This is a genomic window from Nocardioides luteus, from assembly GCF_014648595.1.
Taxonomy (GTDB): Bacteria; Actinomycetota; Actinomycetes; order Propionibacteriales; family Nocardioidaceae; genus Nocardioides; species Nocardioides luteus.
Window position 1 is genome coordinate 392,325 of the sequence record NZ_BMRK01000002.1, and the last position, 25,040, is coordinate 417,364.

Below are 25,040 nucleotides of genomic sequence, written 5' to 3' on the forward strand. Positions count from 1 at the left end.
TCAAACTACACCGGACGCGACCGTCCGGAGGGCGATTCGGCTGCCCGCTAGGTTGGACGGTGAGCCAGACGTCACCGAGCGAGGGGAGTGCCGTGCGCTGGGTGCGTAGGTCCTTGTGGGACGTCGTCCCGCGCGATCATCGCCAGAGCGATGCTGCGCTCCGCCGTCGCCAGGTGGTCACGGTCGCCGTCGTGGTGGTCGGCGCGATCGTGCTCGGTTTCTCGCTGCGCATCGAGGCGGGCAACCCGCTGTTCTACCCGGCGACGCTCGTCCTGGCCGCCGTCTGGGCCGTCGGTGCCTTCGCGTCCGGGCCTCTGCACCTGGGGCGGATCAGCGGCGGTGGCAGGCCGGGAAGGCTGGTACGCCCCGTGCTCGCGCCGATCCTGCTCGGCCTGGGCCTGGCCGCCCTCTTCGTCGTCGGCGGTCTGGTGGTGCGGGAGATCCCGTGGCTGGAGCAGCAGGTGCGCTCGGTGACCGAGATCGCCGACCAGGGCTCGCTCCCGATCCTGCTCGTGGTGACGGCCGTCAACGGCGTGGCCGAGGAGCTCTTCTTCCGCGGCGCCGCCTACGCCGCGCTGCCCCGCCACCCGGTGCTGTGGACGTCGGTCGCCTATGTGCTCGCGACGCTGGCGACCGGCAACGTGATGCTGGCCTTCGCGGCGATCCTGCTCGGCGTGGTGGTCGGGCTCGAGCGTCGCGCCTCCGGAGGTGTGCTCGCGCCGATCCTCACCCACTGCGCCTGGTCGCTGTCGATGCTGGTGGCGCTGCCGCTCCTCTTCGGCTGACCTCCGACCGCAGCGGGGACGGTCAGATCTTCTGGCCCTCGGCGAGCCGCTCGGCCAGTGCGCGCTGGACCGCCTCGCGATAGGGGATCGGGTCACCGGGCACGACCTCGAGGATGCGCCGGTCGCGTACGACGACCTCGGTGCTCATCGAGTCGATCAGGTTGCGGCCGGTGGTGAGGTCGATGTCGGTCACCAGCGAGAGCCAGTAGGACGACAGCCGCGGCGTCAGCACCGGCACCGGGACGATCGGCAGCTTCCGGCCGGTGGCGATCTCGGAGGCGACGGACAGCATGTCGACGTAGGTCATCGCCTCCGGGCCGCCGATCTCGAAGACCTCGCCGAGCGCGGCCTCGTTGTCGATGACGCCGGCCAGATAGCGGATGACGTCGTCGACGGCGATCGGCTGGGTCCTGGTGGAGGTCCACTTCGGCACCACCATCGCCGGGAGGTTCTTGACCAGCTGACGGGTCAGCTCCCAGGAGACGCCTCCGTGACCGACGACGATCGCGGCCCGCAGCGTGGTGACCGGGACGCCGGCCTCGCCGAGCAGGGTCTCGACCTCGCGGCGAGAGCGCAGGTGGGGCGAGAGGTCGCCGTCGTCCTCACCGAGCCCGCCCAGGTAGACGATCTGGCGCAGCCCTGCCGCGGCCGCGGCGGCGCCGAAGGCGCGGGCCGCGTCTGCGTCACGCTTCTCGAAGTCCTCGTGGTCGAGCGAGTGCACCAGGTAGACCGCCACGTCGGCACCCTCGAGCGCAGCCGGCAGCGTGTCGGGGTCGTTGACGTCGGCACCCACCGGCTCCCCGGGGCCGGCGTAGTCGTCCGGCCGCCGGGTCAGCGCCTTCACCGGCAGCCCACGGTCGGTCAGCTCGGCGACCAGGCGCCGGCCGACGAAGCCGGTCGCGCCGGTGACGAGCACGGTGGGTTCGGTCTCCATGGGTCGAGCCTACGGACACCACCACGTCCGTCGAGGCGACTCGCTGGTCAGCCGACCGGACGGCAGTCCTGCCCGCACCCGTCGCCTGACACCGGCTCGGAGGCGTGCGACGTCGGCCGGTGGAGCACGGCACCGGTCGGCGTGACGATGACGTCGGTGCCCTCCACCTGACCGGTTCCGTCGACGATCAGCGCGTGCTCGCGCGGCGTCAGCGGAGCGTACGTCAGGGTGAGCACCGGGTTGGTGGCGAGGTTCGCACGCGTGCCGTTGCCGGGATCCGAGATCCGCAGGGTCGAGCCCTCGACGACCGGGTCCACGACCACGACCTTGATCCGCTCGCCCGCGGTGGTCAGCAGGAAACCGCTGCCGAACCGTTCGAGGGTCGAGGCGAGATCAGGAAGCGCGACCGGGATGCTCACCCCGCCACCATAGATCAGCCGATCAGCCGATCGTCGCGGTGTCGATCACGAACCGGTAGCGCACGTCGGAGGCCAGCACCCGGGCGTACGCCTCGTTGATCTGGTCCGCGGAGATCACCTCGACCTCGGCGCCGATGTTGTGCTCGGCGCAGAAGTCGAGCATCTCCTGGGTCTCCGGGATGCCGCCGATCATCGAGCCGGCGAAGTTGCGGCGGCCGGCGAGCAGCGAGAAGACGTTGACGCTCAGCGGCTCGGACGGGGCGCCGACGTTGACCATGGTGCCGCCGACGGCGAGCAGCCCGAGGTAGTCGTCGACCGGGATCGAGGCGCTGACCGTGTTGACGATCAGGTCGAAGCTGTTGCGCAGCGTCTTGAACGTCGCCGGGTCGGAGGTGGCGTAGTAGTGGTCGGCGCCGAGCCGCAGCCCGTCCTCCTGCTTCTTCAGCGACTGCGAGAGCACGGTGACCTCCGCACCCATCGCGTGGGCGAGCTTCACGCCCATGTGGCCCAGGCCGCCGAGCCCGACGACGGCCACCTTCTTGCCAGGGCCGGCGCCCCACCGCTTCAGCGGGGCGTACGTGGTGATGCCGGCGCACAGCAGCGGCGCGGCGGCCGCGGGGTCGAGGCCGTCGGGCACGGAGAGCGCGAAGTGGGCGTCGACGACGACATGGGTGGAGTAGCCGCCCTGGGTGAACGACCCGTCGCGGTCCTTCGCGGCGTACGTCGAGACCCCGCCGCCCGGGGTCGAGCAGTGCTGCTCGTCGCCGTTGCGGCAGTTGTCACACTCGCGGCAGGAGTTCACGAAGCAGCCGACACCGACGCGGTCACCGACCTCGTGGTCGGTGACGGACGAGCCGACCTCGGTCACCCGGCCGACGATCTCGTGGCCCGGGACGACCGGGAACGGCTGCGGGCCCCAGTCACCGTTGACGGTGTGGATGTCGGAGTGGCAGATGCCCGCGTACTCGATCGCGATGAGGACGTCGTTCGCGCCGACCTCACGGCGCTCGATGGTGATCGGGGCCAGCGGCTCGCCGGCGGAAGGTGCTGCGTACGCGTTGACGCGCAAGATGGTGCTCCTGGGTCTGAGATGGGTGAGTCAGTGGTTCTCGTGGCTGCGGATCCGGTCGGCGACGGCGTGCGCCTGTGCGCCGATCTCCTCGGCACGGGCCTGGTCTCCGGCCGCGACGGCACGCCAGTAGTCGGTCTTGAGACCGACGTAGGTGCGCCGCAGCTCGAGGTGCTCGGCCTCCCGGGCGAGACGCGCTGCGTGCTCGGTGAGCATGTCGACCTGCTCGCTCGCACCGTCGCTGCCGAGGCGGCTGTTGGCGACGTACGTGCGCATGTCGTCGATCGAGAGGCCGATCGCCGCCAGGCAGGCGACGCCGGTCAGCTGGTCCAGGTCGGTCTCGTCATAGACCCGGTGCCCGCTGCTCGCGCCGCGGCTGACGGGTGCGATGAGCCCGATCGTCTCGTAGTAGCGCAGCGTGCTGGCCGGAAGTCCGGTCAGCGTCGCCACCTCCCGGATCGTGTAGGTCCGAGCCGTGGATGCAGTCACACGTTCGACGCTAGGAACTTCGAGTACTCGAAGTCAAAGACGGCGGCGAAGGCCGCTGACGCCCCACGCGACCAGGCCGGAGATCGCTCCGACGATCAACCCGGTGAAGACGCTGGAGACGGCTGCGAACGAGCGGATGATCACCGACTCCACCGTCGGGTCCAGCCCGGAGAGGTTCCCGCCGAGCCGGGGCGGGTCGTCTCCGAAGCTCTCCGTCCACAGGAGCTGATGCCCGAGGGCGAGCAGGATCCCGTAGCAGGCCCCGACCGCGAGCAGCGTCAGCAGCGGGTTCGGCACCTGCTTGATCACCGCGACCGCGACCCAGACGAGCGGTGGCACGAAGACGAAGAGCGCATTGACGAAGGTGCCCTCCTCGATGATCCCCAGGTCGTGCAGCGGCACCCGAGGTGCCGCCAGCAGGGCGAGCCCGAGGATCGCGGTCAGCGGGAGGCCGAGCGTCGTGCGTCGCGTCGCCTCGGTGGATGTGGCATGTGGTTCGGACATGACCACGAGGCTAGGGAAGTTCGAGGCGCGGGCCATCCGTCCACGATCTCGATCCGGGTACGCCGCGGCGCGACGTCCGCTGTCGCCTCCAGACGACTGCCGGGGCCGGTGTGATCGCCTACGTTGGGGACATGACGCCCGGTGCAGAGGACGATGCGCGCCTCCGGCCGCCCGCCTGGGCGGGCGACGTGCTGCTGGGCGTGGCGGTCGCCGTGACCCTGGCGATCGTGATCAGCTCCGACCAGGGTGGCCGCAACGAGCCAGACACCTTCGCCTATCTCTGGGCCGTCGGTCTCGGTGGCCTGCTGCTCGCCAGGAGGCGCTACCCGGTCCTGGTGCTCTGGATCTCGGTGCTCGGGCTGTTCTCCTACTACATCGCCGGCTATCCCGCGATCGGAGTCGCGGTGCCGGTGGCCGCCGCGCTGCTGTCCGCGGCAGAGTTCGGCCGACTCGCCTGGGCTGTCGTCGCCGCGGTGATCACCCTCGTCACCAGCGTGGGTTTCCGGCTGGCCGACGGCGAGGATCTCTCCTACGTCGTCGGCTACGACCTCGCCGGACACGTGCTCCTCATGTCGGCCGCCATCGCTCTCGGCGACAGCCTCAGGTCTCGCCGCCTGGCCGCGGAGAGCGCGCGGCGCCTCGTCGCACTCACCGCGGAGCGCGCCCGCCACCAGGCCGACGCCGCGCGCCGCGAGGAGCGGGTCGCGATCGCGCGCGATCTCCACGACTCGCTCGGGCACGCGACCTCGGTCGTCTCGATGCACGCCGACGTGGCGCGCGAGGCGATCGGGCGGGGCGACCAGGAGGGGGCCGGCGCTGCTCTGCGTACGATCAAGGACACGACGACCGCGAGCATGACCGAGCTGCGCCGCACCGTCGGTCTGCTCCGCACAGCGACCCGATCCACCGGCTCCGCGGTCGCGCTCGACGACCTCGAGGCGCTGGCGGCCGCGGCCCCCGGCGTCACCGTCACCTTGGACGTCCGGGTCTCGCGACCGCTGCCGCCCACCGTGGACGCCGCCGCCTATCGGATCGTCCAGGAGGCGGTGACCAACATCGTCAGGCACTCCTCGGCGCAGCACGCCGTGATCACGGTGCTCGACCACGGCGACGTGATCGAGGTCGATGTGGTCGACGACGGGGCCCCGCCCGACCTCTCGCGGTCGACGGCCGGCGGCCACGGGATCGCCGGGATGCGGGAGCGGGCCACCGCGCTGGGTGGCACCCTGACGGCAGGCCCGGAGGACCACGGCTTTCGCGTACGTGCCGAGCTCCCCGTCGGGGAGCGACGATGACTCGGGTGCTGCTGGCCGACGACCAGGATCTCGTGCGCGCCGGGCTCCGCATGCTGCTCGGGGCCGACCCCGACCTCGAGGTCGTCGGGGAGGCACGCGACGGCGACCAGGCGGTGGCACGCTGCCGAGAGCTCCGCCCCGACGTGGTGCTGATGGACGTGCGGATGCCCGGCACCGGCGGCATCGAGGCCACCCGACGGATCCGCGAGGACCCGGAGCTGGTCGGCATCCGCGTGCTGATCCTCACCACCTTCGACGACGACGAGGACGTCCTCGAGGCGATCCGGCTCGGTGCCGCCGGCTACCTGCTCAAGGACACCGGCTCCGACGACCTGCGCCGGGCCGTACGCACCGTGGCCGGCGGCGGCAACCTGCTCTCGCCCGAGATCACCCGCAGGGTGATGGAGCACCTCGCAGCCGCACCCAGGCAGGAGCCACCCGAGCCCCGCCTCGCCGAGCTCACCGAGCGCGAGCTGGCGGTGCTCCGCCGGATCGCGCTGGGCGAGACCAACGCGGAGATCGCTGCCGTGCTCCACATCAGCCACGCCACGGCGCGCACCTACGTCAGTCGGATCCTCACCAAGCTGCAGGCCCGCGACCGCACCCAGCTGGCGGTGATCGCGCTCAACGCCGGGCTCGGCTGAGCTCTCCGCGGATCTCGCTTGACCTTGACCCAGCGTCAACCCTCGACGCTGGTCGACATGAACCCGACCCCAGCCATCCAGGTCGCCGGACTGACCAAGTCCTACGGCGACGTGCACGTCCTCCGCGGCGTCGACCTGAGCGTCGAGAAGGGCAGCATCTTCGCGCTCCTCGGCTCCAACGGCGCCGGCAAGACCACGACCGTGAAGATCCTGACGACGCTGCTCACCGCCGATGACGGCAGCGCACGCGTCAACGGCTTCGATGTCCGCACCCAGCCCCACGACGTACGCAGCTCGATCAGCCTCACCGGCCAGTTCGCCGCTGTCGACGAGATCCTGACCGGACGCGAGAACCTCGTTCTGGTCGCCCGCCTGCTCCGTCAGCCGAACCCCGGCGCGATCGCCGACGAGCTCCTCGAGCGGTTCTCGCTCACCGAGGCGGGTGGGCGGCGGGTCGCGACGTACTCCGGAGGGATGCGCCGCCGGATCGACATCGCGATGAGCCTCATCGGCAGCCCGTCGGTGATCTTCCTCGACGAGCCGACCACCGGCCTCGACCCGGAGGCCCGCATCGAGGTCTGGCAGGCGGTCCGCGATCTCGCCGCCGGCGGCACCACGGTGCTGCTCACCACGCAGTATCTCGAGGAGGCCGAGCAGCTCGCCGACCGGATCGGGATCCTCCACGAGGGCCGCGTCATCGCCGAGGGCACCCTCGCCGACCTGAAGGCGATGTTCCCGCCCGCGAAGCAGGAGTACGTCGAGAAGCAGCCGTCCCTCGAGGAGATCTTCCTCGCCATCACCAAGACCTCCGCCGTCACCGTGAAGGAGTCACGATGAACACCGCTCGATTCTTCGGCGACACCGCCGTGCTCACCGGCCGCTCGCTGCGCCACATCGGCCGCAGCCCCGACACCATCATCACCACGGCGATCACGCCGGTCGCGATGATGCTTCTGTTCGTGTACGTCTTCGGCGGCGCGATCGACACCGGCTCCCACGAGAGCTATGTCAGCTATCAGCTACCCGGGATCCTGTTGATCACCATCGCCTCGGGCGTCGCCTACACCGCCTACCGCCTCTTCCAGGACAAGAACGGCGGCATGTTCGACCGATTCCAGTCGATGCCGATCGCGCGGTCGGCGGTGCTGTGGGGCCATGTGCTGACCTCGCTGGTCGCCAACATGATCTCGCTGGTCGTGGTGGTGCTCGTCGCCCTGCTGATGGGTTTTCGCACCGGTGCCGGAGTGCTCGACTGGCTGGCGGTGACCGGCATCATCGTGCTGTTCACCCTGGCGCTGACCTGGCTCGCGGTGATCCCTGGGCTGACCGCCGGGACGGTCGAGGGGGCCAGCGCCTTCTCCTACCCGCTGATCTTCCTGCCGTTCCTCAGCTCGGCCTTCGTGCCGACCGAGACCATGCCCGGCCCGGTGCGTGCTTTCGCCGAGCACCAGCCGGTCACCTCGATCGTCGACTCGATCCGGGCGATCTTCGCCGGTCAGGAGCTCGGCAACGAGCTGTGGGTCGCGCTCGCCTGGTGCATCGGGCTGCTCGTCGTCGCCTACGTCCTGGCCACCGGTGCCTACCGTCGCAAGTTCGCCTAAAGCAGGCGACAACCGGCTGCGGACGGGCCACCATTCGGGAGTGCTCACGATCAGTCAGCTGGCGGCTTACGCCGGTGTCACCGTCCGGGCCGTCCGGCACTACCACGCCAAAGGACTGCTGCCGGAGCCCGAGCGCGACCACTCGGGCTACCGGCGCTATGACGCCACCGCGGTCGTCGACCTGATCAGGATCCGCATCCTCGCCGACGCCGGCGTCCCGCTCTCCCGTGTCAAGGAGCTGCTGGCCGCCGGCGACGAGGACTTCCACGAGGCCGTCGAGGAGATCGACAGGCGCCTCCGGCTCGAGATCCGCGAGCGGCAGCGCCACCGCGAGCGCATCGCGCGCCTCGCCCACGGCGACGGTCTCGCCCTCCCGCCCGAGGCCGTCGCCTACCTGGAGCGGATGCGCGAGCTCGGCATCCCCGAGCGGATGATCGAGGGCGAGCGCGACGCCTGGATCATCGTTGCCGCCCGCCAGCCGCAGAGCATGGAGGCCTTCATCCGCAGCAAGATGAGCCAGCTCGAGGACCCGTCGATCGTCGACACCTATCTCGAGCTCGAGGCGATGCTCGACTGGGAGCCCGGCGACCCCCGCCTGGAGGCCATCGCCGACCGGATCGTCGCCCAGCTCGAGAGCGTCTCGCCCCAGGACCTCGCCGCCTTCACCGAAGGTGACCAGACGATGCCACCCGAGCTCGTCTCCCTGCTCGACGCGATGTTCGTCGAGCAGGTGCCCGTCGCCCGCGACCTGATGCGTTTGGTCGAGAAGCGCGGCTACACCGGCTGGACCCAGCTCGAGCGCATCGAGCGCTAGTCGGGTCAGGCGGAGGCGCCGACCCGTGCCCCGAACGTCGTGCGGTACTCCCGCGGGCTGACCCCGACCAGCCGCCGGAAGTGGGAGCGGAAGTTGGTGGGACTGGCGAAGCCGGCCTGCCGGGCGATCCGCTCGACGCCGTGGTCGGTCGTCTCGAGCAGCTCCTGGGCGTGGCGGACGCGCACGCCGGTCAGCCACTCCATCGGGCTCTGACCGGTCTCGTCGTGGAACCGTCGGTTCAGCGTACGGACGCTGGTGTGGGCGGTCTCGGCGATGTCGCTGAGGGTGAGATCGCGGTGGGCGTTCTCCTCGATCCAGGCCAGCACCCGCTCCAGGGTCGTGGTGGCGTAGCGGGGCGGGTTGCGGACGATGTACGGAGCCTGCCCGCCGCTGCGGTAGAGCGGCGTCACCGCGAGCCGCGAGGAGTCGGCGGCCACGGCGACCCCGTGGTCACGCCGGACCAGGTGGAGGCAGAGATCGAGGCCGGCAGCGGCGCCGGCCGAGGTCAGCACGTCGCCCTCGTCGACGTAGAGGACGTCGGGGTCCACCGTCACGCGCGGGTAGTCGCGCGCCATCTGGCCCGTGGCCCGCCAGTGGGTGGTCGCGCGGCGGCCGTCGAGCAGCCCGGCCTCGGCCAGCGTCAGCGCGCCGACGCAGATCGACGCGATCCGGGTGCCGTTCGCGGCGGCGGCACGGAGCGCATCCAGGATCGCCGGCGGCGTCGGGACCGAGGGATCGTTGCGTCCCGGCACCACGATCGTGTCTGCGCGCTCGAGCTCGTCGAGACCGGAGGTGACCGAGAGGCTCAGCGGACCGGCAGGCACGGTCGGCTCCATCCCGGAGACCAGGACGCGGTACGCCGGCCGCCCGTCAGGCATCCGGGCCCGACCGAAGACGTCGATCGGTGTGGCCAGATCGAAGGTGATCACGTCGGGTGGAGCCAGGACTGCCACGGTGTGCATGCCCGCAGTCTGACACGTAACGCAGCCGCCGGATCCCGGTGGCCAGATCCAGCCGGTCAATGGCAATGACGCCACTGTTTCCCGTGGAACCTCGACCGCAGGATGTACGTCGTGCCCCCACTGACCGCTCAGATCGTCCTCTTCGACGGCTTCGACCCGCTCGACGTCATCGCTCCCTTCGAGGTCCTCGCCGCAGGCAGCGACGCGCTCGGAGGCGACCTCATCGCCGAGCTCGTCTCCGCCGCAGGCCCTGGACCGGTCAGGTCCGGCACGCTCGGCCTCGAGCTGACCGCGACCTCCGCCCTCGACCCCGACCGCCCTGGCTACGTGATCGTCCCGGGCGCCTCCGGCCCGGTCGACGGTGACCCTGACGCCGGGGACGAGACGATCCCGGTCCTGCTGGCGCGGTTCGCGGACAGCCCGGCGATCCCGCTGATCCGCCGGGCGATGGCTAACCCCGACGTGCAGCTCTGGACCGTCTGCGGTGGGTCTCTCGCGCTCGCGATGGCGGGGCTGCTGGAGGGCCGCCACGCCGTCACCCACCACCTCGGCATGGACGTCCTCGACGCCACCGGCACCCACGCCGTACGTGCTCGGGTCGTCGACGACGGCGACCTCGTCACCGGCGGCGGGGTGACTTCAGGGCTCGACGTCGCCCTGCACCTCCTCGACCGCGAGTTCGGGCCGGCGATCGCCCGGTACGTCGAGGACCTCTTCGAGTACGAGCGCCGCGGCATCGTCTGGCGGGCCGGCGGCCGCACCCCTGCCACCACCATGGAAAGCAACGCATGAGCACCCTCCCCGGCACCTGGGACCTCGACCTCAGGACCCCGATCGGCACCCTCCATGTCCGTTACGTCTTCACCGAGACCCCCGGCGGCATCACCGGCACCGCGACGAGCGACAAGGAGGCCGTGCCGGTGACCGACATCGCGGTCGGCCAGAGCGACCAGGTGACCTGGAAGCAGCGGGTCACCAAGCCGATGCGGCTCAACCTCGACTTCGACGTCATCGTCGACGGCGACACGATGACCGGCCACTCCCGCGCCGGCCGGCTGCCGGGTACGACGGTCAGCGGGAAGCGGGTCGCACGGTGACCGGGTTCCTCCTCGCCGTCCATGTCGTCGCGGCGATCCTGGCGATCGGACCGGTCGCCGTCACGGCCAGCATGTTCCCTCCTGCCGCGCGGTCGGCCATCGCGGACCCCGGCAGCGCCCTGAAAGCGGGCACGGTCACGGTCCTGGCCCGGATCACCCGGGTCTACAGCGTCATCGCGGTCGTGGTGCCGGTCTTCGGCCTCGCCACCGGAGCGAGCCTCGGCGTCCTGACCGACGGGTGGCTGATCGCCTCGATGATCCTGACCGCGATCGCTGCCGTGCTGCTGGTCGGAGCGATCCTGCCCGTCCAGCGCAACATCGTCGACGCGCTCGGCCGTCACGAGCCGGCAGGCGCGGACACCTCCCGCCGGCTCGCGATGTACGCCGGCATCTTCAACCTGCTCTGGGCGGTGGTCGTCGTGCTGATGATCTACCGTCCCGGCTCGACGACTGGCGTGTGATCGACATGAGCGGACTGAACGCCCTCCGCGTCGTCGGCGCCATCGAGTGCCTGACCCTGCTCGTGCTGCTCGGCAACCTTCTCACCGTCCACCGACCCGAGGTCAGCAGCGTGGCCGGACCGGTCCACGGCCTCTGCTACACGCTCGGGATCGTCGCTGCCACGCTCGTCTCCGGTGGTCGTCACCGGGTGTGGCTGCTCGCCCTGATCCCGGGCGTCGGCGGCGTGCTCGCGGCGCGCTCTGCCGGTGATGGCGCCGGAGCCCATCTGCAATCATAGGGTTGCAGAAGCGATAGTCGAAGTGCAACACTGGGGTTGCACTTCTACTATCCGAGGAGGATCCAATGGTTCACACCACCGAAGAGCTCGCCGAGCTCGACAGCATCAGCCGCCAGATCGACATCGATGCAGACGCCGAGAAGGTCTGGTCGCTGATCACCCGCCCGGGGTGGTACGTCAACGACGGCACCGTCCTCGACGTCTCGGACACCCGGATCGAGACCGCCGCCGACGGCACCGAGGTCGCCGTCGTCACCCATCCGACGCTGGGCGAGTTCCGATTCCGCACGGTCACGCTCGACGAGCCGCGCTACGCCGCCTTCCGCTGGCTCGGCACCCCGTTCCGCGACGTCACCGAAGGCACCCTGGTCGAGTTCTGGATCGAGGACAACCCCGCCGGCGGCGTGACCCTCAAGGTCCTCGAGAGCGGCTTCTCCACCCTGTCCGAGGACCCCGCCGTCTGGCTCAAGGAGCGCGAGGGCAACGACAACGGGTGGGCGCAGGAGCTCGAGGCAGCGAAGACGTACGTCGAGGCGCTGGCGTGACCATGACCCCCACGCTCCCCGAGATGTGCGCGGCCCTGGGCGACCAGACCCGCTGGGACATCCTCACCCGGCTGGGGCAGGAGGCCATGTCCGCCTCCGCCCTGGCGCGGGTGCTCCCGGTCAGTCGCCAAGCGATCGTCAAGCACCTGGACGTACTCTCCGAGGCCGGCCTCGTCACCGCCGAGCGCCGCGGCCGCGAGATCGTCTACGCGGCTCTCGGCTCTCGGCTCAATGCTCTCGCCCACGAGCTCGACCGCATCGGCAACGCCTGGGACACCAGGCTCCGCGCCCTCAAGTCGCTCGCCGAGGGCTAGGCTCCCCACCCGATGGCGAGCTCGACCGCCCGCCGCCACCGCTGGTACTCGTCGTCGCGCACGTTCGCCGACATGGTCGGCCGCCACTCCGCGGCCCGCCGCCAGTGCCGGCGCAGCACCTCCCGGTCCGGCCAGTAACCGGCACCGAGCCCGGCAGCGTACGCAGCACCTCGGGAGACCGTCTCGGCCACCATCGGCCGCACGACCGGGATGTCGAGGAAGTCGGCGATCATCTGCATGAGCAGGTTGTCCGCGGTCATCCCACCGTCGACCGCCAGCCGCTCCAGCGGCGCTGCGGCGTCGGCGTTCATCGCATCGATGACCTCCCGGGTCTGCCACGCGGTCGCCTCCAGCACCGCCCGACACAGGTGGGCCTTGGTGACGTAGGAGGTCAGCCCGACGATCACGCCACGCGCGTCGGGCTCCCAGTGCGGTGCGTACAGACCGGTGAACGCGGGCACGACGTAGCAGCCGCCGTTGTCGGGGACGGTCAGCGCTTGGGTCTCGATCTCCGCCGCCGACCGGATCAGCCCGAGGCTGTCGCGGAACCACTGCACCAGCGAGCCGGCGACCGCGATCGATCCCTCCAGGGCGTATGCAGCAGACTCACCCTCCATCGCATGCGCGACCGTCGTGATCAGCCCGTGCTGCGAGCGCACCGGGGTCGGGCCGGTGTTGAGCAGCAGGAAGCCGCCGGTGCCGAAGGTGCACTTGGCATCCCCGCGGTCGAAGCCCGCCTGCCCGAACAGCGACGCCTGCTGGTCGCCGATCACCGCCGTCAGCGAGATCCCCTCGACGGGGGATACCGTGGTGCCGAAGGACGAGACCGTCGGCCGGATCTCGGGCAGCATCGCCCGCGGCACCCGCATCGCCGCGAGCAGCTCCGGGCCCCAGTCGAGCGTGCCGAGATCCATCAGCATCGTCCGGCTGGCGTTGGTCACGTCGGTGACGTGCGCTCCGCCCGCGACCCCGCCGGTGAGGTTCCAGACCAGCCAGGTGTCCATCGTCCCGAACAGCAGGTCGCCACGCTCCGCGCGCTCCCGCAGCGACGGGGACGAGTCGAGCAGCCAGCGCACCTTCGGCCCGGAGAAGTACGTCACCAGCGGCAGCCCGCACCGAGCCTGGATGTCTGCCTCGGTCATCTCCGCCGCGACAGCGGGCAGCACGGAAGAGGAGCGGGTGTCCTGCCACACGATCGCGTTGTGCACGGGCCGGCCGGTGTGCCGGTCCCACACGACCGTGGTCTCTCGCTGGTTGGTGATGCCGAGCCCGACGACCTGGCTCGGCGACGCCCCGGCGTCGGCGAGCGCCTCCGGCACGACCTGGCAGACGATGTCCCAGATCTCCATCGGGTCGTGCTCGACCCAGCCCGCCCGCGGATAGTGCTGGTGGTGCTCCCGCTGGGCCAGGGAGACCATTCGGCCCTCGCGGTCGAAGAGCATGCATCGGGTCGATGTCGTGCCCTGGTCCAGCGCGGCCACGTACTGCGGTGCGGTCATGCGGCCCGGCCGTGACCGAGTGCCCGCGAGATCGACCGGGAGACCCCGACGACCTGCTCGACGAGGTCCGCGCGCGGCAGCCCGCGTGCGTCGCACAGCCGCAGCACCGGCCCCGCGATGCCCACCGCCGCCACCACATAACCGCCGCGGTCGCGCACCGGCGCCGCGATCCCGGCCAGCTCGGGCCGCGACTCGGAGACCGCCGAGGCCCAGCCGGTGTCGCGCGCGTCCGCGAGCGCACGCAGCAGCTCGGAGCGGTCGGTGATCGTGCGGAACGTCAGCCGGTCCAGCGGCTGGCCCACGACGCTGCGGGCCGCCCCCGGGTCGAAGGCGACCAGCACCTTGCCGAGCGCGGTGGCGTGCAGCGGGAGCGCCCGCCCGGTGTCCATCTCCTGCGTCCCCGGCCCTGCCCGGAAGACGTGGTGGGCGACCACGGCCGCACCGTCTCGATAGGCCGCGATGCGTGCCTCCTCGCCCGTCCTCGCAGCCAGGGTGTCGACCCAGTTGAGCGTCTCCGAGCGCAGCTCGTTGAGGTCGAGCGACACCGAGCCGAGATGGAGCAGCCCTGAGCCCACCTGATAGCGCCCGGTGGTCGGCTCCTGGTCGACGAACCCCGCCTCCACCAACGTACGCAGCAACCCGTGGGCCGTCGGCTTGGCCAGCCCCACGGCGGCCGCCAGCTGTCCGAGAGCCATCGGCTCACTCTCGGCGGAGAGCACACGCAGCAGCGCAGCCGCCCGCTCGACGGATTGCACGGTCCGAGACATTGGGTAAAAGCGTAAAGGGCGGGCAAGGCGCCGCGACCGGTTCGGCCCACCCGGCACACAGTGGTGCCGCACCGCGAGACAGCGGGCGTTCGACGATGCCGAACGCGCTCCGTTGTGACGGCCGTCACCGCCCCCTACCGTGCTGGGGTCCGCCAACCCCCACACGGCAGGAGCAGCGCCATGACTGAACAGACCGCCTCGGGCTCCGGTTCGGCATCACGACGAACACTCGTCGGCGAGCTCAGCGCAGAGTTCGCCGGAACGATGATCCTGATCCTCTTCGGTGTCGGCGTGGTCGCACAGGTCACCACCGGCGACGGCGGCCTCGGCGACCACGACTCGATCGCCTGGGCCTGGGGGATCGGGGTGATGCTCGGCATCTACACCGCAGGCCGGATCAGCGGTGCCCACCTCAACCCGGCGGTCAGCCTCGCGATGGCCGTCTTCAGCGACTTCGAGTGGCGCAAGGTGCTGCCCTACAGCGTTGCCCAGATCCTCGGTGCCTTCGTCGGCGCGCTCCTCGTCCGTGTGGCCTACGCCGACGCGATCGCCAGCGTCGACCCCGGCCACACCCACGCTACCCAGGGGATCTTCTCCACGCTGCCCGGCAACGGTGACGCCGCCCTCGGGGTCAGCCTCACCACCGCCTTCGCCGACCAGGTGATCGGCACGGCGATCCTGCTCTTCCTGATCATGGCCATCACCGACGCCCGCAACTCCGCTCCGATCGCCTGGTTCTCACCGGTCGCGATCGCCTTCGTGATCGTCGGCATCGGGATGGCGTGGGGCACCAACGCCGGCTACGCCATCAACCCCGCCCGCGACTTCGGTCCGCGCCTGGCCTCCTTCGTGACCGGGTACGACGGTGCCTGGGTCACGGCCGCCGGCGACCTCTACTTCTGGATCCCCATCCTCGGACCGCTTCTCGGCGGCCTCGTCGGAGCCGGCGCCTACAAGATGCTGATCTCGCGTTTCCTTCCCGCCGAGGAGGAGGGTGAGGAGGTAGGAACGATTCCCGAGTCGACCGCCGAGACCAGCGAGACCGCAGAACCCGAGCGCAAGTCCGCCTGACCCACCAGACCCCCGCAGAGACAGAGAGGACCGACGACATGCCCGACTACGTAGCAGCCGTCGACCAAGGCACCACCAGCACCCGCTGCATGATCTTCGACCACGGCGGCAACGAGGTAGCCCGCCACCAGCTGGAGCACGAGCAGGTCATGCCGCAGGCCGGCTGGGTCGAGCACAACCCGGTGGAGATCTGGGAGCGCACCAGCTCGGTGATCCAGACCGCGCTCGGCCGCAAGGGCCTGACCGACAAGGACATCGCCGCGCTCGGCATCACCAACCAGCGCGAGACCACGGTCGTGTGGAACAAGCACACCGGCCGCCCCTACTACAACGCGATCGTCTGGCAGGACACTCGCACCGACCGCATCGCCTCCGCCCTCGACAAGGACGGGCGCGGCGACGTCATCCGCCGCAAGGCCGGGCTCCCGCCGGCCACCTACTTCGCCGGCGGCAAGATCCAGTGGATCCTGGAGAACGTCGACGGCGTCCGCGAGGCCGCGGAGAAGGGCGAGGCCATCTTCGGCACCACCGACAGCTGGCTCGTCTGGAACCTCACCGGTGGCCCCAACGGCGGTGTCCACATCACCGACGTCACCAACGCCAGCCGCACCATGCTGATGGACCTGGAGACCCTCGACTGGGACGACGAGCTGCTGAGCTTCTTCGACATCCCGCGCCAGATGCTCCCCGAGATCCGGCCCTCCTCCGAGCCTCAGGCCTACGGCACCACGCTCGCGAACGGCCCCCTCAAGGGCGAGGTCCCGATCACCGGCATCCTCGGTGACCAGCAGGCCGCGATGGTCGGCCAGGTCTGCCTGGACGCCGGCGAGGCCAAGAACACCTACGGCACCGGCAACTTCCTCCTGCTCAACACCGGCCAGGAGCTCGTCCGCTCCGAGAACGGCCTCCTCACCACGGTCTGCTACCAGTTCGGCGACCAGCCCCCGACGTACGCGCTGGAGGGCTCGATCGCCGTCACCGGCTCCGCGGTGCAGTGGCTGCGCGACCAGCTCCGGGTGATCAGCAACGCCGCGCAGTCGGAGACGCTGGCCAAGGAGGTCGACGACAACGGCGGTGTCTACTTCGTCCCCGCCTTCTCGGGCCTCTTCGCCCCCTACTGGCGCTCCGACGCCCGCGGTGTGATCGTCGGGCTGTCGCGGTTCAACACCAGCGGCCACATCGCCCGGGCCACCCTGGAGTCGATCTGCTACCAGAGCCGCGACGTCGCCGACGCGATGGAGAAGGACTCCGGCGTACGCCTCGAGGTGCTCAAGGTCGACGGCGGCGTCACCGTCAACGAGCTGTGCATGCAGATCCAGGCCGACGTCCTGGGTGTCGAGGTCAGCCGTCCGGTGGTCGCCGAGACCACCGCGCTCGGCGCCGCCTACGCGGCCGGCCTCGCGGTCGGGTTCTGGAAGGACACCGACGAGCTGCGCCAGAACTGGAACGAGTCGAAGCGCTGGAAGCCGGCCTGGAGCGAGGAGCAGCGCGAGGCCGGGTACGCCGGCTGGCGCAAGGCCGTCGACCGCACCCTGGACTGGGTGGACGTCGACTGACCGGCGGGGCGTTTTCCGGCCGAAAACGCCCTGTTTGGGGTATGTGCGGGGTGACCCTGCGGACGTACGTTGCGAGAAGGGCCCGGCCGGGGCCCGGCAACTGCCTCGACCGGTGCGTCGACACACCGAAGACCGAGGAGGCAGCAATGTTCATCCAGATGATCCAGGGTCCCTGCAGCCGGCAGGACGAGGCCCACCAGTTGCTCGACGAGTGGCGTCGCGACCTGGCTCCGGGCGCGACCGGGTGGCTCGGTGGCACCTACGGGTTCACCGACGACGGCCAGCTCATCGGGGTGGTCCGCTTCGAGTCGCGCGAAGCGGCGATGGCCAACTCCGAACGACCCGAGCAGGGGGAGTGGGCCAAGCGGATGACCGAGGTGCTGGACGGGCCGATGGAGTTCCACGACTGCGACGACGTCACGCTGATCCTCGACGGCGGCTCCGACGACGCCGGGTTCGTGCAGATCATCCGGGGTCGTGTCGAGGACCCGAGCCGGCTCAAGGCGATGGTCGCCGACACGTCGATGCTGCACGAGGCCCGCCCGGAGAGCATCGGCGGCACCCTCGCGATCGAGGACGACGGCAGCTTCATCGACACGATCGCCTTCACCACCGAGGACGAGGCACGCAAGGGCGAGCAGATCGAGCCGCCCCCGGAGATGCGCCGCGAGCTCGAGTACGCGATGAAGGGTGCGACCTACTACGACCTCCACCACCCCTGGTTCGAGAGCGCCTGAGGGGGACGTGATGCTGACCGACAGCAGGGTGATGGCCAACATCCCCGCCGCCGACCTCGGGCGAGCGCGCCGCTTCTACGCCGACACGCTCGGGCTGGAGCCCACCGAGGAGAACCCTGGCGGGCTCCTCTACACGACCAAGGGCGGGACGTCCTTCCACCTCTACGAGACCGAGTACGCCGGCCGGGCCGGCCACACGATCGCTCAGTTCCACGTGGACGACGTCCGCAAGGAGGTCGACGACCTGGCCGCGAAGGGCGTCAGCTTCGAGCACTTCGAGATGCCCGGGATGACCTGGGACGGCGACGTCGCGGCTCTCGGCGAGAGCGGGCACGCGGCCTGGTTCAAGGACAGCGAGGACAACGTCCTCTGCATCGACGACATGGCGCCGGCCTGAGGCCTGACGCGGGAGACGCAGGGAGGGTGAGGGCCGGCTCTGCCTCGGTCAGCCGGGGCCCTCGCCCGCAGAGACCTGCTGAGCCAAGTACTGCTGGAGACCCACGCGCTCGATGGCGTCCAGCTGCGACTCGAACCAGTCGGCGTGCTTCTCCTCGTCACGGACCATCTCCTCGAAGACGGCCGCGGTGCCGTGGTCGCCGAGCGCATGGCACTCCTCCGCGCCGGTGTTGAACTGCGCGATCGCGGCACGCTCGCTCGACAGGGCGAGGGTGAGCATCTCCTCGGCGGTCTCACCGACCTGGATGGCGTTGAGGCGCTGCACGTTCGGGTGGCCGTCGAACATCAGGATGCGGTTGATCAGGTCGTCGGCGTCGCGCATCTCGTCGATGGAGAGGTCGTAGAAGACCTTGCCCAGCTTCGAGAGGCCCCAGTTGTCGAGCATCCGGGCGTGCAGGAAGTAGGTGTTGGTGACGGTGAGCTCGAACGTGAGTGCTTCGTTGAGGAGCTCGACGACGCGTGGATCGACTGGCTGCATTGGGTGCACCTCCGGGAACGGGATGCTCCCGATACTCGCACGCCACCCCGGGAGTGAGGACAGACTCAGTTTGTGACCGGTTGCGTGCGTCCGGCGAGCGTCAGCTCGCGGCGCCGTCGGCCACGAGGTGCGTGCACTCCTGCTCGAGATGCTGGCTGACCAGCTTCTTGACCGAGAAGATGCACGAGCCGCAGTCCTGGGCGGCGCCCGTGGAGCGGCAGATCGCGCTGACCGTGCGCGCGCCGTCGGACAGCGCGGCGTCGACGTCACGGTCGGTGACGACTCGGCACTGGCAGACGATCATGCGATTAGGTTAGCCGAACCTAATCTTTCTGGCGAGGTGCCGTCCGACTTCTTCACTTTGACCCCGGTTCTCGCCGTTCGGTCACTCGGGTGCGTCGGTTCACATTCTCTCGGTATGGTCCAGGTCACACCCTCGCTCCCGTCCTCGGAGGAACCTCTTGCGCATCGCAGTCATCGGCACCGGCTTCGGCGGCCTGGCCGCCACGATCGAGCTCAAGAGACGAGGTCACGACGACATCGTCGTCTTCGAGAAGGCGAGCGACGTCGGCGGTGTGTGGCGGGAGAACACCTACCCGGGCGCCGCCTGCGACGTACCGTCCAGCCTCTACTCCTACTCCTTCGAGCCCAACCTGAGCTGGCCGCACAAGTTCTCCCGGCAGCCGGCGATCCTCGACTACATCCACAAGGTGGTGGACAAGTACGACGTACGCCGCCACGTCCGGTTCGACACCGAGGTGACCGACGCCCGCTGGGACGACGGGACGAAGACCTGGCAGCTCGACCTCAGCACCGGCGAGACCGAGACGGTCGACCTCTTCGTACCTGCCGTCGGCCAGCTCTCCCGGCCCGCGTTCCCGAGCATCCCCGGCGCCGACACCTTCCGCGGCGAGGCGTTCCACTCGGCTCGGTGGAACCACGACCTCAGCCTGGTCGGCAAGCGCGTCGCGGTGATCGGCACCGGTGCGAGCGCGATCCAGTTCGTGCCCGAGGTGCGGAAGGACGCTGCCCACGTGCTCGTCTTCCAGCGCTCGGCGCCCTACATCGTGCCGCGCAAGGACTTCGAGCGCACCGATGCCGCCAACCCGTTCCTGCAGCTGGCGAACCGGGCCAAGATCTGGGTCCAGGCAGAGTGGTTGACGACGTCGTTCCATGTGAAACCTGCCGGGGCGGTCATGCGCGCCTGGTCGAAGAACCACATGAAGAAGCAGACGGCGGCGAAGCCGGGGCTCTTCGAGAAGGTCTGGCCGGACTACCCGTTCGGCTGCAAGCGGATCCTCTTCGCCGACGACTACCTGCCCGCGCTGGCCCAGCCCGACGTCGACCTGATCACCGACGACATCACCGAGATCACCGCGACCGGCGTGGCCACCGCAGACGGCCGCCATCACGAGGTCGACGTGATCATCTGGGGCACCGGCTTCAAGGCCACCGAGTTCCTGGCCCCGATGACGATCAGCGGCACCCAGGGCCGCGATCTGCACACTCATTGGAAGGACGGCGCGCACGCCTACCACGGCATGACCGTCCCCGGTTTCCCCAACCTGCTGATCATGTACGGCCCGAACACCAACACCGGCGGTGGCTCGATCATCTACTTCTTGGAGACCCAGGCCCGCTACCTCGGCAGGTACGCCGACCACATCGTCGAGGCGGGTCATCCGCTCGAGGTGCGGGCGGAGGTCGAGGAGGCCTACGACGCGAAGGTCCAGGACCGGCTCGCCGGCAGCGTCTGGAGCAAGTGCACCTCGTGGTACCGCGAGAAGAACGGCCGCATCACCACCAACTGGCCCAGCATCTCGATCCACTACCGCCGCAGCGCCAGCTACGACCGGACCGACTACACACCCGCCTGACGAGGGAGTTCAGCCACCGAGTTGAAGGGTCTTTGTACCCAACCTGTTCATTCCCTTATGCGTGGTCCAGGCCACATACTCGAAGAGATGACTACCTCAACCCCCCGGCGGCGACACTTCGCCGCAAGTCCGTTCAAGACTGATCCCGAGCCGGTTGTTGAGCAGTTCGAGCGCGGAGACCTCGTGTCCCACGACTCATTCGGCCTGGGCAAGGTCGTCAACAAGGAAACGGCCGCAGTCACCGTCGACTTCGGTCCCAAGCTGGTTCGCATTCCCAGCCCCTTCCCCAAGCTTGCCAAGCTCTGACCCCCACCTGAGCTGCAGGAGAACGCCCGCCCCGAGCACTGCTCGGGGCGGGCGATCTCGTTCCTCCTGGTCCTAGGATCGGCACCGTGACCGTCACCATCCGTGAGGCAACCCCCGCCGACGTACCCGACATCCTCCGCCTCGTCCACGCCCTGGCCGACTACGAGAAGGAGCCCGACGCGGTCGAGGCCACCGAGGCCGACTTCACTGCAGCGCTCTTCCCGGAGTCAGGCACCGCCACCACCCGCTGCCTCATCGCCGAGACTGGAACGGGTGGAACGGATGGAACCGGCAGCACCGTCATCGGCATCGCGGTCTGGTACGTCACCTTCTCCACCTGGACCGGCCGCAACGGCATCTGGCTCGAGGACCTCTTCGTCGACCCCGACCACCGCGGCGCCGGCGCCGGCAAGGCCCTCCTGGTACGCCTCGCCGAGATCTGCGTCGAGAACGACTGGCGCCGCCTGGAGTGGTGGGTGCTCACCTGGAACGAGCCCTCCATCGCGTTCTACCGCTCGCTCGGCTCGGTCCCGCAGGACGAGTGGGAGGTCCACCGCATCGACGGCGACGCGCTGAAGACCCTGGGCTCCGGCGGCGCCTGACCTCACCCGCCGTACGCCGCGGCGAACCGCTCCACCCACTCACCGAACCCGCGTGCGGGCTTGCCGAGCACCGCCTCGACGTCCGGGCTGGCCGCCTGTTCGTGATCGGTCGGGCGACCGAGGATGTCGAGCGTCCCGTCGACGACCTCCGGCGGCATGAACTCTGACATCTGGCGGCGGGCCTGCTCCGGGGTCAGCTCGACCAGCTCCAGCGGCCGCGGCGACCTCGGCGATGTCGAGCGGGTCGACGACGGGCAGCGCGACGTCGGCGTAGGGCGCATACACGGTGCCGGTCGCGACCATCGGCGCCCAGGCGAGCGCGTTGCTCGCGAAGCCGCCCGCGCGCAGGACCGTCCACTCCATCCCCGCGCTGCGCACCGTCTCCTCCAGGCCGGCGAGCGGCGCGTGCGCCGGGGTCCCGGGCCGGGTGCCGACCGCCTGGGAGGACAGCAGCACCACTCGGCGTACTCCTGCCGTCTCGGCCTGTTTCATCAGCGCCGGGCCGTCGACGTTCGTGGAGAAGGCGCGCGCGGCCTACACGGGGCCGCTACCCCGCTGACCCCGGCCCGGCCAGCACCTCGACGTCCTCGGCGTGCATCGGTTCGCCGCAGTGGGAGCAGCGCGGGTCGACGTGGGCGATCTCCCCGCAGGCGCGATGCCGGTAGAGCACCGGCGGCCCGGCCTCGCCGGCGAGCCACTTGTCACCCCAACCGACCATCGCCATCAGTACGTCGACGAGCTCGAGCCCCTTCGCGGTCAGCACGTACTCGTAGCGCGGCCGGTTGTCGTAGGCCTGCTTCTCCAGCACACCCCGCTCGACCAGATGCGCGAGCCGCTCGGTGAGCACCTTCCGGGAGATCCCGAGATCCGCCTGGATCTGGTCGAAGCGGTTCATCCCCACCCAGATGTCGCGCAGCACGAGGGGCGACCACGGCTCCCCGATCACATCGAGGGTGCGTGCGATCGAGCAGGCCATGTCGCCGAAGTTCGTACGTTGCATGCCACCGAACCTACCATTCGGGGTTCCCTGAAGGAACTCAAGGTGCTACGGTCACAGAGTCTCTTCAAGAAACTCCGATCCGGGAGGTAGCCATGAGCAAGGTCCTCGCAGCACTCTCCGTCTCGGTCGACGGCTTCATCACCGGTCGTGACCCCGGCCCGGGCCGCGGGCTCGGCGACGGCGGTGTGCTCTTCGACTGGTACTTCGACGGCGACACCCCCAGCCAGGTCTTCGGCGGCTTCAAGCTCTCCGAGCCGAGTGCCCGCTTCTTCGATGCGCTGGCCGGCCGTGACGGGGTCAGCCTCGCCGGCCGCAACACCTACGACGACTCCGGTTGGGCCGAGGGCGGAGCCCCGCAGCCCACCGCACCGCTGGTCGTCCTCTCCCACCGCCCCGCGCCCGCGGAGCACGACCGTCAGACCTTCGCCACGACCATCGAGGACGCGATCGCGGTCGCCAAGGAGAAGGCGGGCGGCAAGGACGTCGGACTCATGGGTGGCGGCGTCGTGACCGAGGCACTGAAGGCCGGCCTGGTCGACGAGCTCGTGCTCCACCAGGTCCCCGTGCTCCTCGGCGCCGGCCGCCGCTTCTTCAACGAGCTTCCCGAGCAGATCTCGCTGGACATCGTCGACGTCGTCCCGGCGCCCGGCGTCACCCACCTCCACTACCGCGTCATCCGCTGACCCCAGGAGAAGAACGATGATCGACCCCGCTGTACGTCCCTTCCTCGAGGCCACCAACCTCGCCCATGTCGCCACGATCGGCCCCGACGGCGCCCCGCGCACCTCGCCGGTGTGGATCGGCACCCACGGCGACCACGTCGTCATCTTCACCGGCGTCCGCGGCCGGAAGTACCGCAACCTCCACGCCGACCCGCGCATCGCGCTGTCACTGGCTCCGCCGGACAACGACTACATGCCGGTCATCCTCCGCGGCCGCGTGGTCGACTGGGTCGAGGACGAGAGCCGCTGGGAGATCATCGACGAGATCGCCACCCGCTACACCGGTGGCCCCTATACCCGCGACGTCGACGCGTTCGGCGACCGGATGGTCGCCCTGATCGAGCTCGACCATCAGCACGTCGGTCTCGGCTGACCCGGGACTCACCGTTCACCGAGGACGGTCGCGACCAACCCTTCGACCTCGTCGGTACGCAGCGGCTCCGGCGTCATCAGCCGCCGGTAGAAGACCGCCCCGGCCAGCGCCTCCGCCGCGCGCTCGGGATCACCGACCGCATGCCCCGACTCCTGCAGCCTGGTCAGCGCCTCGACCAGTCGCGTACGCCGCTGGGTGCTGTATCTGTGGTGCAGCTCCCTCAGGCCGGGGTCGCGCTCGGCCCCGTCGAGCACTGCAGGAAGGCAGTCGGACATGAGGGACGACTGCATGGCGGAGGCGAGATGGCCGACGATCGCGACGATGTCGGCCCGCGGGTCCTGGCCGCCGGGCTGTGCACGCGGCTGCACGTTGAGCGTCTTTATGGCAGCAGCGATCAGGCTGAGCCGGTCGTGACCGAGGCGGTAGATCGTGCTGCGTGCGACACCGGCCCGTGTGGCCACCCCGTCGATGCTGAAGCCGCCGTACCCCTTGTCCGCCAGCTCGGAGAGCGCAGCCTCGAGGACTCGCTCGCGGCTACGCACCACGCGAGGATCTGTCCGCCCTTGACGAGAAGCCATGGTCGGAGCCTACTATGCAACAGCAGTGTTGCAGAGAGGAGAGACAGATGATTCCCGGATTCCGCTACATCGTCGACGACATCCCTGCCGCCGTCGCCTTCTACCGTGAGCTCGGCTTCGAGGACGTAGGCCCCAAGGTCGGCGGGTTCGCGATGCTCGACGGGCACGGCCTGCGGCTGTTCCTGAACGCCCCGGGCGCAGGAGGTGCCGGCCATGTCGCTGATGACGGCACCGTTCCGAGCCCCGGTGGCTGGGGACGCATCCAGATCGTGGTGGCAGACCTGGACGAGGAGCTACGCCGGCTCGTCGATGTCGGCGTACAGGTGAGGACCAGCCGGGTGGACGGCGTGGGTGGCGCCCAAGCAGTGATCGAGGATCCGGCCGGCAACCCGGTCGAGCTCTTCACACCCGCCTGAGCGGTGGGCGGGACGGCGGTGTGAGCCGTCTGTGCGAACCGTCCCCGAGCCTTGCCTCAGGGGTCTACAGTGGGGGGTCGGAACACCGCGCGAAAAAAGTTGCTCTGACGATTTGAAACGTCGTCAGGGTGTGTGTAGTGTTCTCCGAGTCGCCAGGGTGCGGCGGGAAGCAAGCGCGAGTCTTCGGGCGGGCTTCCGGCCCCGGAGCGGCCACCTCCACTCTTCGAGCATCGCTCGATCCAAGGGTGTTCTGACAGCGGGTCTCAGGATCTGCAGCAGGACTCAAGATCTGATTCACATCAGATCGTCACGGCTGTGTTGGTGCGGGCATTGCTTTTATCCGGTTTCGGTGTGAATTCATCGAATTGGAGTTGAAAGCGGGATCCGATAA

At 69.7% G+C, this 25,040-nt stretch carries 36 protein-coding genes; 23 read left to right on the forward strand and 13 right to left on the reverse strand.

The features are described from left to right. The first annotated feature begins 59 nt into the window (after positions 1–59). The gene (locus IEY81_RS04290) at positions 60–785 is read left to right on the forward strand and encodes a CPBP family intramembrane glutamic endopeptidase (RefSeq protein WP_189117203.1); all 726 of its coding nucleotides are present in this window, start codon (positions 60–62) and stop codon (positions 783–785) included. A 22-nt stretch (positions 786–807) separates the two neighbouring features. Here IEY81_RS04290 and IEY81_RS04295 read toward each other — a convergent pair whose 3' ends face one another. The 5 genes from IEY81_RS04295 to IEY81_RS04315 are packed head-to-tail and all read right to left on the reverse strand — an operon-like array spanning position 808 to position 4,200. Continuing rightward, positions 808–1,719, reverse strand: coding sequence for an NAD(P)H-binding protein (locus IEY81_RS04295; protein ID WP_189117204.1), 912 nt, complete (start codon positions 1,717–1,719; stop codon positions 808–810). Between the two features lie 47 nt (positions 1,720–1,766). Next, complete coding sequence (locus IEY81_RS04300; RefSeq protein WP_189117205.1) at positions 1,767–2,138, reverse strand: pyridoxamine 5'-phosphate oxidase; 372 nt, start codon at positions 2,136–2,138, stop codon at positions 1,767–1,769. Positions 2,139–2,160: 22 nt separating this feature from the next. Further along, entirely contained in the window at positions 2,161–3,207 is a 1,047-nt protein-coding gene (locus IEY81_RS04305) for an NAD(P)-dependent alcohol dehydrogenase (RefSeq protein ID WP_189117206.1), read from the reverse strand. A 30-nt stretch (positions 3,208–3,237) separates the two neighbouring features. Further along, positions 3,238–3,696: a MerR family transcriptional regulator gene (locus IEY81_RS04310; protein ID WP_189117207.1), complete on the reverse strand. Its 459-nt coding sequence runs from the start codon at positions 3,694–3,696 to the stop codon at positions 3,238–3,240. Positions 3,697–3,729: 33 nt separating this feature from the next. Beyond that, positions 3,730–4,200 carry a hypothetical protein gene (locus IEY81_RS04315; RefSeq protein ID WP_189117208.1) on the reverse strand — a complete coding sequence of 157 codons (471 nt, stop codon included), beginning with the start codon at positions 4,198–4,200 and terminating at the stop codon, positions 3,730–3,732. A gap of 131 nt (positions 4,201–4,331) precedes the next feature. Between IEY81_RS04315 and IEY81_RS04320 the strand changes: the two genes are divergently transcribed. The 5 genes from IEY81_RS04320 to IEY81_RS04340 are packed head-to-tail and all read left to right on the forward strand — an operon-like array spanning position 4,332 to position 8,554. After that, complete coding sequence (locus tag IEY81_RS04320) at positions 4,332–5,495, forward strand: sensor histidine kinase (RefSeq protein WP_189117209.1); 1,164 nt, start codon at positions 4,332–4,334, stop codon at positions 5,493–5,495. After that, a complete protein-coding gene (locus tag IEY81_RS04325; protein ID WP_189117210.1) occupies positions 5,492–6,139 on the forward strand; it encodes a response regulator in 648 nt (215 codons plus the stop codon). The genes IEY81_RS04320 and IEY81_RS04325 overlap by 4 nt, the downstream gene beginning before the upstream one ends. A 57-nt stretch (positions 6,140–6,196) precedes the next feature. Further along, the gene (locus IEY81_RS04330) at positions 6,197–6,976 is read left to right on the forward strand and encodes an ABC transporter ATP-binding protein (RefSeq protein ID WP_189117211.1); all 780 of its coding nucleotides are present in this window, start codon (positions 6,197–6,199) and stop codon (positions 6,974–6,976) included. Further along, positions 6,973–7,740 (forward strand): ABC transporter permease, encoded by a 768-nt coding sequence (locus IEY81_RS04335; RefSeq protein WP_189117212.1) that lies wholly within the window; start codon positions 6,973–6,975, stop codon positions 7,738–7,740. Before IEY81_RS04330 ends, IEY81_RS04335 begins: the two co-directional genes overlap by 4 nt. Before the next feature lie 40 nt (positions 7,741–7,780). Next, positions 7,781–8,554: a MerR family transcriptional regulator gene (locus tag IEY81_RS04340; RefSeq protein ID WP_189117213.1), complete on the forward strand. Its 774-nt coding sequence runs from the start codon at positions 7,781–7,783 to the stop codon at positions 8,552–8,554. A gap of 5 nt (positions 8,555–8,559) precedes the next feature. Here IEY81_RS04340 and IEY81_RS04345 read toward each other — a convergent pair whose 3' ends face one another. Further along, complete coding sequence (locus tag IEY81_RS04345) at positions 8,560–9,516, reverse strand: GlxA family transcriptional regulator (protein WP_189117214.1); 957 nt, start codon at positions 9,514–9,516, stop codon at positions 8,560–8,562. A gap of 111 nt (positions 9,517–9,627) precedes the next feature. On the opposite strand from IEY81_RS04345, the gene IEY81_RS04350 reads away from it, so the two are divergent. The 6 genes from IEY81_RS04350 to IEY81_RS04375 all read left to right on the forward strand — a co-directional run bounded on the left by IEY81_RS04350 (position 9,628) and on the right by IEY81_RS04375 (position 12,211). Then, positions 9,628–10,308, forward strand: coding sequence for a DJ-1/PfpI family protein (locus IEY81_RS04350; RefSeq protein ID WP_229787322.1), 681 nt, complete (start codon positions 9,628–9,630; stop codon positions 10,306–10,308). Further along, positions 10,305–10,613, forward strand: a complete 309-nt coding sequence (locus IEY81_RS04355) for a hypothetical protein (protein ID WP_189117216.1) — start codon at positions 10,305–10,307, stop codon at positions 10,611–10,613. The genes IEY81_RS04350 and IEY81_RS04355 overlap by 4 nt, the downstream gene beginning before the upstream one ends. Beyond that, entirely contained in the window at positions 10,610–11,074 is a 465-nt protein-coding gene (locus tag IEY81_RS04360) for a DUF2269 family protein (RefSeq protein WP_189117217.1), read from the forward strand. The genes IEY81_RS04355 and IEY81_RS04360 overlap by 4 nt, the downstream gene beginning before the upstream one ends. 5 nt (positions 11,075–11,079) lie before the next feature. Next, positions 11,080–11,352 (forward strand): hypothetical protein, encoded by a 273-nt coding sequence (locus tag IEY81_RS04365; RefSeq protein WP_189117218.1) that lies wholly within the window; start codon positions 11,080–11,082, stop codon positions 11,350–11,352. A gap of 65 nt (positions 11,353–11,417) precedes the next feature. After that, on the forward strand, positions 11,418–11,897 hold the full coding sequence (locus IEY81_RS04370; RefSeq protein ID WP_189117219.1) for an SRPBCC family protein: 480 nt from the start codon (positions 11,418–11,420) through the stop codon (positions 11,895–11,897). Positions 11,898–11,899: 2 nt separating this feature from the next. Beyond that, positions 11,900–12,211 (forward strand): ArsR/SmtB family transcription factor, encoded by a 312-nt coding sequence (locus tag IEY81_RS04375; RefSeq protein ID WP_189117262.1) that lies wholly within the window; start codon positions 11,900–11,902, stop codon positions 12,209–12,211. On the opposite strand, the gene glpK (IEY81_RS04380) is transcribed toward IEY81_RS04375, so the two are convergent. Continuing rightward, the gene (gene glpK, locus IEY81_RS04380; RefSeq protein WP_189117220.1) at positions 12,208–13,710 is read right to left on the reverse strand and encodes a glycerol kinase GlpK; all 1,503 of its coding nucleotides are present in this window, start codon (positions 13,708–13,710) and stop codon (positions 12,208–12,210) included. The genes IEY81_RS04375 and glpK (IEY81_RS04380) overlap by 4 nt on opposite strands. After that, a complete protein-coding gene (locus IEY81_RS04385; RefSeq protein WP_189117221.1) occupies positions 13,707–14,477 on the reverse strand; it encodes an IclR family transcriptional regulator in 771 nt (256 codons plus the stop codon). Before IEY81_RS04385 ends, glpK (IEY81_RS04380) begins: the two co-directional genes overlap by 4 nt. A gap of 180 nt (positions 14,478–14,657) precedes the next feature. Here IEY81_RS04385 and IEY81_RS04390 point away from each other — a divergent pair, with 180 nt between their 5' ends. The 4 genes from IEY81_RS04390 (at position 14,658) to IEY81_RS04405 (ending at position 18,238) form a co-directional block, all read left to right on the forward strand. Next, complete coding sequence (locus IEY81_RS04390) at positions 14,658–15,548, forward strand: MIP/aquaporin family protein (RefSeq protein ID WP_189117222.1); 891 nt, start codon at positions 14,658–14,660, stop codon at positions 15,546–15,548. Positions 15,549–15,586: 38 nt separating this feature from the next. After that, a complete protein-coding gene (glpK, locus tag IEY81_RS04395) occupies positions 15,587–17,104 on the forward strand; it encodes a glycerol kinase GlpK (RefSeq protein WP_189117223.1) in 1,518 nt (505 codons plus the stop codon). 146 nt (positions 17,105–17,250) lie between these two features. Further along, complete coding sequence (locus tag IEY81_RS04400) at positions 17,251–17,841, forward strand: hypothetical protein (RefSeq protein ID WP_189117224.1); 591 nt, start codon at positions 17,251–17,253, stop codon at positions 17,839–17,841. Between the two features lie 10 nt (positions 17,842–17,851). Beyond that, complete coding sequence (locus IEY81_RS04405) at positions 17,852–18,238, forward strand: VOC family protein (RefSeq protein WP_189117225.1); 387 nt, start codon at positions 17,852–17,854, stop codon at positions 18,236–18,238. A 48-nt stretch (positions 18,239–18,286) separates the two neighbouring features. Here the strand turns inward: IEY81_RS04405 and bfr are convergent, their stop codons facing one another. Beyond that, entirely contained in the window at positions 18,287–18,775 is a 489-nt protein-coding gene (bfr, locus tag IEY81_RS04410; protein WP_189117226.1) for a bacterioferritin, read from the reverse strand. A 100-nt stretch (positions 18,776–18,875) separates the two neighbouring features. Next, the gene (locus IEY81_RS04415; RefSeq protein WP_189117227.1) at positions 18,876–19,079 is read right to left on the reverse strand and encodes a (2Fe-2S)-binding protein; all 204 of its coding nucleotides are present in this window, start codon (positions 19,077–19,079) and stop codon (positions 18,876–18,878) included. A 157-nt stretch (positions 19,080–19,236) separates the two neighbouring features. Here IEY81_RS04415 and IEY81_RS04420 point away from each other — a divergent pair, with 157 nt between their 5' ends. The 3 genes from IEY81_RS04420 (at position 19,237) to IEY81_RS04430 (ending at position 21,560) form a co-directional block, all read left to right on the forward strand. Further along, positions 19,237–20,652 carry a flavin-containing monooxygenase gene (locus IEY81_RS04420; protein WP_229787324.1) on the forward strand — a complete coding sequence of 472 codons (1,416 nt, stop codon included), beginning with the start codon at positions 19,237–19,239 and terminating at the stop codon, positions 20,650–20,652. A gap of 87 nt (positions 20,653–20,739) precedes the next feature. Then, on the forward strand, positions 20,740–20,958 hold the full coding sequence (locus IEY81_RS04425; RefSeq protein WP_229787326.1) for a hypothetical protein: 219 nt from the start codon (positions 20,740–20,742) through the stop codon (positions 20,956–20,958). Between the two features lie 86 nt (positions 20,959–21,044). Further along, complete coding sequence (locus IEY81_RS04430; RefSeq protein WP_189117229.1) at positions 21,045–21,560, forward strand: GNAT family N-acetyltransferase; 516 nt, start codon at positions 21,045–21,047, stop codon at positions 21,558–21,560. A gap of 2 nt (positions 21,561–21,562) precedes the next feature. On the opposite strand, the gene IEY81_RS04435 is transcribed toward IEY81_RS04430, so the two are convergent. Beyond that, positions 21,563–21,841, reverse strand: a complete 279-nt coding sequence (locus IEY81_RS04435) for a Rossmann-fold NAD(P)-binding domain-containing protein (protein WP_189117230.1) — start codon at positions 21,839–21,841, stop codon at positions 21,563–21,565. 5 nt (positions 21,842–21,846) lie between these two features. Here IEY81_RS04435 and IEY81_RS04440 point away from each other — a divergent pair, with 5 nt between their 5' ends. Beyond that, entirely contained in the window at positions 21,847–22,119 is a 273-nt protein-coding gene (locus tag IEY81_RS04440) for a hypothetical protein (RefSeq protein ID WP_189117231.1), read from the forward strand. On the opposite strand, the gene IEY81_RS04445 is transcribed toward IEY81_RS04440, so the two are convergent. Further along, the gene (locus IEY81_RS04445) at positions 22,108–22,560 is read right to left on the reverse strand and encodes a winged helix-turn-helix transcriptional regulator (protein ID WP_189117232.1); all 453 of its coding nucleotides are present in this window, start codon (positions 22,558–22,560) and stop codon (positions 22,108–22,110) included. The two genes, IEY81_RS04440 and IEY81_RS04445, sit on opposite strands and share 12 nt — an antisense overlap. Before the next feature lie 92 nt (positions 22,561–22,652). Here IEY81_RS04445 and IEY81_RS04450 point away from each other — a divergent pair, with 92 nt between their 5' ends. Continuing rightward, on the forward strand, positions 22,653–23,243 hold the full coding sequence (locus IEY81_RS04450; protein WP_189117233.1) for a dihydrofolate reductase family protein: 591 nt from the start codon (positions 22,653–22,655) through the stop codon (positions 23,241–23,243). A gap of 16 nt (positions 23,244–23,259) precedes the next feature. Further along, a complete protein-coding gene (locus IEY81_RS04455; protein ID WP_189117234.1) occupies positions 23,260–23,655 on the forward strand; it encodes a TIGR03618 family F420-dependent PPOX class oxidoreductase in 396 nt (131 codons plus the stop codon). Between the two features lie 8 nt (positions 23,656–23,663). Here the strand turns inward: IEY81_RS04455 and IEY81_RS04460 are convergent, their stop codons facing one another. Further along, complete coding sequence (locus IEY81_RS04460; protein WP_189117235.1) at positions 23,664–24,197, reverse strand: TetR/AcrR family transcriptional regulator; 534 nt, start codon at positions 24,195–24,197, stop codon at positions 23,664–23,666. Between the two features lie 83 nt (positions 24,198–24,280). Between IEY81_RS04460 and IEY81_RS04465 the strand changes: the two genes are divergently transcribed. Then, positions 24,281–24,649, forward strand: coding sequence for a VOC family protein (locus IEY81_RS04465; RefSeq protein WP_189117236.1), 369 nt, complete (start codon positions 24,281–24,283; stop codon positions 24,647–24,649). Positions 24,650–25,040 lie beyond the last annotated feature (391 nt).